Consider the following 6000-nt stretch of genomic DNA (forward strand, 5'->3'; position numbering starts at 1 on the left):
GGCTGAACACCGCTAAGGAACAAAAACATGGCCAAGCCGAATTACCAGTACGAGAAGCGCCAGCGCGAGCTGGAAAAGAAGAAGAAAAAGGAAGAAAAAGCCCAGCGCAAGGCCAGCGGACACTCTGCGTCCGACACCCCCGACCACACCGAAGACGGCGCGCCATCGCAGCCAGATGCAGACAACAGCGCTGACGCAGGCGACGCAGCAGCCGACCAAGCCAAGCCTGCCGACTGAGCACGGCGCGCCTTCAACGGCAAAAAAAACGGGCCGCCAGCATTGCTGCTGCGGCCCATTTGCATTTCTGGAGCGCTGCTATCCGCCCAGCGCCGGCAAGGTGTTGAACAGCAGCACCATCAACAAACCCACGAACGAGACGATGGACTGCACCACGGTAATGGTGCGGGTCGCCTCGCCCATCGTCATGCCAAAGGACTCCTTGACCATCCAGAAGCCGGCATGGTTGGCATAGTTGAAGAACAGCGAGCCGCAGCCAATCGACAGCGCCAGCAAAGGCAGGTTCAGGCTGGGGTCGGCAGCGGCGAGCGGGGCCAGCAAGCCGGCTGCGCCCACAATGCCCACGGTGGCCGAACCGGTCGACACCGACAGCAGCATCGCAATGAGCCAGCCCAGCACCAGCGGCGGGAACGCAAACTGGTGCGTCAGGTGCACGATGGCATCGCCCACCTTGGCGCTGGTCAGCACCTGCTGGAAAGCGCCACCGCCGGCAATGATCATGATGATGCCGGCAATCGGCTTGAGGCTGGCACCCAGGGTGTCACGCAGCTTTTCGGCATCGCCGCCACGCAGGTAGACCATCGTGAAGGCCGCAAACAGCACACCCAGCAGCATCGCAATCAGCGGGTTGCCCAGGAAGCTGGCGACCTGCAGCAGCGCCGAACCCTTGGGCAAGGCCATCTCGGCCAGCGCATGGGCCAGCATCAGCAGCGCAGGCAGCAAGGCCGACAGCACGCCCAGTGCAATGCCGGGCTGGTTCTTGCCGCTGTCGGTCTTGGTCTCGGTAAATTGGTCCAGCAGCGCCTGTTCGGGCCGGGTCGTCATGCGTGGGGTGATGAAAGCGCCGTACAACGGACCGCCCAGCACCATCGCGGGCAACGCAGCCAGGAAGCCGTAGAGCATTGTCGGGCCGACGGTGGTCTTCAAGGTCGCAATGGCGGTCAGCGGGCCCGGATGGGGCGGCACCATGCCATGCATCGCCGCAAGCGCCGCAATCACCGGCACGCCGACATAGACATAGGCCGAGCCCTTGAATTTCTCGCGGCTTTCGAGCTTGCGCGCGACGCTGAAGATCAGCGGCAGCATCACCACCAGACCCACCTCGAAGAACATCGGAATCCCGATGATGAAGGCCACCAGGGTCATCGCCCAGGGAATCATGCGGTCCGAGGTATGGCGCAAAATGGCGCTGGCCAGGCGCTCGGTGGTGCCCGAATCGGCCAGGATCTTGCCGAGCATCGCACCCAGCGCAATCACCACGCCGACGGCACCCAGGGTCTTGCCGGCGCCGTTGGTGATGTTCTTGGCAATGTCGCCGGGCGCCATGCCGGTGGCAAAACCCACGCCGATACAGACGATCAGCAGCGCCAGCAACGGGTGCATGCGGATGCGCGAAACAATCAGCGCCACCAGCACCAGCACACTCACCAAGGCGGTCAGCAGCAATTGGATATCGAAATTTGACATGCGAGAAGATGTGGATTTGTGACACGCATCCCCAGCCGCCCACCGCAAGCAGGGGCTTGGGCATGCCCCAACCCTCCCATCCTACGCCGATCAGCCACCCCAGGCTGTAGTCGGATTTCTCCGGGCCGGGCGCCAGCCCAGCCCACCGGCGCTGGCCATCAAGGCGCCGTCGATGCCCCGGACTCGAACCAGCGCTTGACCAGATCGCGCTCGTCGGCGCTCAGCCCCTCGGGGTTGCCAAAGGGCATCTTGCGCAGCACGACGACCTGCTGGTAGATCTGCTGCGTGTGCTGGGCCACTTCCTGCGGGCTGTCGAGTTTCACATTCTTTTGCGCCAGGCCGGTGGCGCTGTGGCACAGCACGCAATGCTGGGCAAACACCTTGGCTACTTCGCCGTACGGTACCGCGCCGGCAGCGGGCTGGCTGGCAGGGGCAGGTGTTGCCGCCACCGCAGGCTGGGGGCCGGGGCGCAGCCAGGCAATCACGCCCAGAATCACCAGCACACCGATCAGCGCATAAGGCCAGGGGTGCTTGTTGCGGCCCAGCTTGTGGCCATGGCGCAGCACAAAGAACTGGCGAATGGCCGCGCCGGCGAACATCATGCCGATGAGCACCAGCCAGTTGTACTTCTGGTTGTAGAGCCAGCCGTAGTGGTTGGACAGCATCGCAAACAGCACCGGCAATGTGAAATAGGTGTTGTGCACGCTGCGCTGCTTGCCGCGCTTGCCGTAGACGGGGTCCACCGGGTCGCCATTCTTCAAGGCCCGCACCACGGTGCGCTGGCCAGGAATGATCCAGAAGAACACGTTGGCGCTCATCGACGTGGCCAGCATCGCGCCCATCAGCAGGAAGGCCGCCTGGCCGGGGAAGATATGGCAGGCCAGGTAGGCGGCGATGCAGACCAGCACCAGCACCATTGCGCCCACGATCGCATCGCCATGCTTTTTGAAGCCGAACACGCGGCAGATGCCGTCGTACAGCAGCCAGAACACCGCCAGAAAGCTCAGCGCCGTGAACACCGCCAGCGGGGCGCTCATCGCGTTGGGATCGGCCGGGTTGACCAGGTAGATATTGGCGTTCCACAGGTAGGACACCGTCAGCAGCGCAAAGCCCGACAGCCAGGTGGTGTAGCTCTCCCAGTAGAACCAATGCAGGTGGTCCGGCAGCTTGGGCGGCGAGACATTGAACTTGACCGGGTGGTAGAAGCCGCCGCCATGCACGGCCCACAGCTCGCCGCTGACGCCCTGCTTTTTCAGGTCTTCGTCCTCCGGCGGGGTCAGACTGCTGTCGAGAAACACAAAATAGAACGAGGAACCCACCCAGGCAATGGCCGTGATCACATGCAGCCAGCGCAACAACAGGTTCGCCCAATCGAGGATATAGCCTTCCATTGCTCTCATCCTTGGCAGCGTGGGGGCTGCCAGTGCGAGGGAGGGGTGATGCCCCGCTCTCCTCCTCAAGCCGCCAGTGTGGAGGCACCGGCCACTTGTTGAACCTGCTCACCACGGCGGGCGATCTGAGCAGCAGACAGGCCGCAATCCACAGCCATCATCGACATGACCGGGGCACCGCTGCGACCTTTTGTAGACTTAAAGTGTATGCAATTTCTGCTGCCCAAAGGTCGGCAAAAAGCTGCACAGCCCCTAGATAAAACCCTGATGCAACGCAGCAAAACCGCTGCAGGCCGCCTCCGCACCGCCTGCGCCGTGCCTGCCCGCTGTGAAAAACGCATCAGGCATGCTGCGCGCGTTGCAGGTGCTGCAGCAGCTGCGCGGCCACCGCAATCGCAATCACCTCGGGCTCCTTGCCATGGATGCCCGGCAGCCCGATCGGGCAGGTGATGCGGGCAAACTCCGCATCGGCAAAACCCCGCTCGGCCAGCCGGTGCGCAAAACTGGCACGCTTGGTGGCGCTGCCAATCAAACCGATCAGGTCCAGATCGCCGTGCTGGCGCTGGCGCTGCAGGCAGGCCTGGGTGATCTGCAGGTCCTGCTGGTGGTCGTGGGTGAGGATGAACACACTGCTGCCCGGCGCCAGGTCTGCCACCGCCACCTCGATCGGGTCGGAATACTCGGTCTGCACCTGGGCCGGCAGCCCGGGCGGAAACAGCTGCTCGCGGCTGTCGACCCAGGTGATGTGCAGCGGCAGCGTGCCCAGCAGCTGCACCAGGGCTGTGCCCACATGGCCGGCACCAAACACCGCTACCGGGCTGCACACCGGGGCCAGGGACTGCGCCAGCCGTGCGCTGTCGGCCTGGGCAATCCGCTCAAAACGCAGCTGCACCACGCCGCCGCAGCACTGGCCCAGGCGCGGGCCCAGCGCGAAACGCTCACTCAACGGCGCGCCGCCACGGGCCAGCAGATCGCGCGCCTTGCTGGCAGCCTGCCACTCCAAGTGGCCGCCGCCAATCGTACCGAGCTGGTCCTGGGCAAACACAGCCATCCAGGCCCCGGTATCACGCGGCGCCGATCCCTGTGTAGACTCCACCTGAACCAGACAGGCATCCTGCGTCGCCAGGCGAGCCAATAATTGCTGCAGTACGGGCATGCCTTGTTCCATGATGAAAAGCGGCCTGCGATACTGCAGGGCCGCTGTAGACGGATTTGTACCATGAGTGATCGACCCTCTCCCTCCCTGCTGTCACGACTTTGGCATACGCTTTTTCGTATACCGCGCAAGGCGCCCGCCGCAGCCAAGGCGTCCTCAGGCCAGCCGGCAAAGGGGGCCAACACCCCCGAGCAGGATGACGACCAGGACAGCTACCTCTCGGTGCTCACTGAATTGCCAGGCATGCGCATGCCCGCCTGGTCCCCGCAAGCCGATGGCCAGGACTCGGTGCTCAACCCGGTTGCCGATGAGGCCTACCGCAAGCGCTGCGCACAGCACCTGTATGACCGCTATGCCGAGCGCATCTACCCCGGCATGCTGCCGCCCATGCTCTACGCCATCGGCGTGCTGGAGCTGCTGCTGGATGAAGACGGCCATATCCAGGACATGAACTGGATGCGCGAGCCCGCGCAGGCCCAGGAGGTGCCGCCACAGATCGAGGCGCTGGTGCAGGCCGCTGCCCCCTTCCCGGCCCCGCAGCATTTGCGCCATGGCGAGGTCATGGTCTCCTATACCGAGACCTGGCTCTGGGATGCCTCCGGCAAGTTCCAGCTGCACACCTTGAGCGAAGGCCAGCAATAAGCCGCTCGCACAAGGCGCAGGCGCAAAAAAACCGGCCAGTGAAAGCTGGCCGGTTTCTGCTGAGCAGCCGCTGTGGGCGCTGCTTTATTCCTTGATCTTGGTGATCTTGGCGCCTTGCAGCGACACGCCCGCTTCCAGGCCAGCGTTGTTCAGCACAAAGCTGGTCACAGGGGCCTGGGCCGAGGTGGTGTCGATGCTGCCGTTGGCGCCGATGCGGCCGGCGGCCACGGTGGCGTCTGCACCCACCGACCAGCCATTGCTGTCGCGGAACTTCGCCAGCGCTTCAGGCGTGTTGAACACATAGATGACGGCCTTGGACTGGCCACCGGCCTGCCAGCCGATCGACGCGCCGGTGGTGCTGTAGTAGCTGTCGCTGCGGTTACCCACGCGCAGCACGCCACGGCCATGCTCCACACCGATCACAAAGCTGCCGCCAATGACGGATGGGAACACCAGCACGCCCTTGGAGCGCGCGACCAGGTCCTTGGAGCCAGGAGCGGTCTGGTACAGGCGCTCCAGCGCAGCGTTGGCGCGTGCATCGACGGATGTTTCGTCTGCGCGCGGCGCATTGCTGGTCTCAGGCTTGGTGACCGTGCAGGCCGCCATCGACAGAGCGCCGGCAACTACGGCCGCCGCAACACCCAGGGTGCGCATGGAAAAACGTTGCATACCTACTCCTTTGAAATTTGCTGTTATGGCAATCAGGTCTGCACCGCCGTCTATTCGGCGGTACCCCTAGGAGAGAATGGTAGCCACACCCCGTGACGCTGGAAGCCTGCAGATACAACTTGCGGCGTCGGCCTACAGGCTGGGTGATGCTCCCCTGAGACAGGTCAAGGGCTGGCGGATGAACACAACTGCATAGGCTCATCAATGCCGTTTACTGGCCGGACTGTTATGTTTGCGGCGCTGCGTTGGCATGGTCTAAGGCCATCTCTCATCTTCAAATTCACCTCCTATCAAAAGCCTCAGTATGGTAGATTTAGACTATTTATCATCAATTTTTGATAGGAATTCGCATGTCAGGAAAGCCAGCAGCTCGCATCGACGACAAAGTCAAATACGCGCGAATCGTCACCGGCTCCAGGACGGTCCTGATAGGCAGCC

Annotated in this window: 6 protein-coding genes; 2 read left to right on the top strand and 4 right to left on the bottom strand. The window is 63.4% G+C overall.

What is annotated here, in order from left to right; genetic code table 11:
- Window positions 1-27: 27 nt before the first annotated feature.
- Window positions 28-237 (top strand): hypothetical protein, encoded by a 210-nt coding sequence (locus tag ACHWUQ_RS14740; RefSeq protein ID WP_312451484.1) that lies wholly within the window; start codon window positions 28-30, stop codon window positions 235-237.
- 78 nt (window positions 238-315) lie between these two features.
- Here ACHWUQ_RS14740 and ACHWUQ_RS14745 read toward each other — a convergent pair whose 3' ends face one another.
- The 3 genes from ACHWUQ_RS14745 to xdhC form a co-directional block, all read right to left on the bottom strand.
- Window positions 316-1704: a GntP family permease gene (locus ACHWUQ_RS14745; protein ID WP_394681579.1), complete on the bottom strand. Its 1389-nt coding sequence runs from the start codon at window positions 1702-1704 to the stop codon at window positions 316-318.
- 158 nt (window positions 1705-1862) lie between these two features.
- Complete coding sequence (locus tag ACHWUQ_RS14750; protein WP_312451488.1) at window positions 1863-3095, bottom strand: urate hydroxylase PuuD; 1233 nt, start codon at window positions 3093-3095, stop codon at window positions 1863-1865.
- Window positions 3096-3435: 340 nt separating this feature from the next.
- Window positions 3436-4251, bottom strand: a complete 816-nt coding sequence (gene xdhC, locus ACHWUQ_RS14755; protein WP_394681580.1) for a xanthine dehydrogenase accessory protein XdhC — start codon at window positions 4249-4251, stop codon at window positions 3436-3438.
- Window positions 4252-4314: 63 nt separating this feature from the next.
- On the opposite strand from xdhC, the gene ACHWUQ_RS14760 reads away from it, so the two are divergent.
- Complete coding sequence (locus ACHWUQ_RS14760; protein WP_394681581.1) at window positions 4315-4893, top strand: hypothetical protein; 579 nt, start codon at window positions 4315-4317, stop codon at window positions 4891-4893.
- 84 nt (window positions 4894-4977) lie between these two features.
- On the opposite strand, the gene ACHWUQ_RS14765 is transcribed toward ACHWUQ_RS14760, so the two are convergent.
- Window positions 4978-5562, bottom strand: coding sequence for a YSC84-related protein (locus tag ACHWUQ_RS14765; RefSeq protein ID WP_230771885.1), 585 nt, complete (start codon window positions 5560-5562; stop codon window positions 4978-4980).
- Window positions 5563-6000: the final 438 nt, after the last annotated feature.

The organism is uncultured Comamonas sp., assembly GCF_964277875.1.
Lineage (GTDB): Bacteria > Pseudomonadota > Gammaproteobacteria > Burkholderiales > Burkholderiaceae_C > Comamonas > Comamonas sediminis.

Coding starts and splice junctions, on each gene's coding strand:
- ACHWUQ_RS14765 (WP_230771885.1), bottom strand. CDS start 5,562: ATGCAACGTTTTTCCATGCGCACCCTGGGTGTTGCGGCGGCCGTAGTT.
- ACHWUQ_RS14750 (WP_312451488.1), bottom strand. CDS start 3,095: ATGGAAGGCTATATCCTCGATTGGGCGAACCTGTTGTTGCGCTGGCTG.
- ACHWUQ_RS14740 (WP_312451484.1), top strand. CDS start 28: ATGGCCAAGCCGAATTACCAGTACGAGAAGCGCCAGCGCGAGCTGGAA.
- xdhC (WP_394681580.1), bottom strand. CDS start 4,251: ATGCCCGTACTGCAGCAATTATTGGCTCGCCTGGCGACGCAGGATGCC.
- ACHWUQ_RS14745 (WP_394681579.1), bottom strand. CDS start 1,704: ATGTCAAATTTCGATATCCAATTGCTGCTGACCGCCTTGGTGAGTGTG.
- ACHWUQ_RS14760 (WP_394681581.1), top strand. CDS start 4,315: ATGAGTGATCGACCCTCTCCCTCCCTGCTGTCACGACTTTGGCATACG.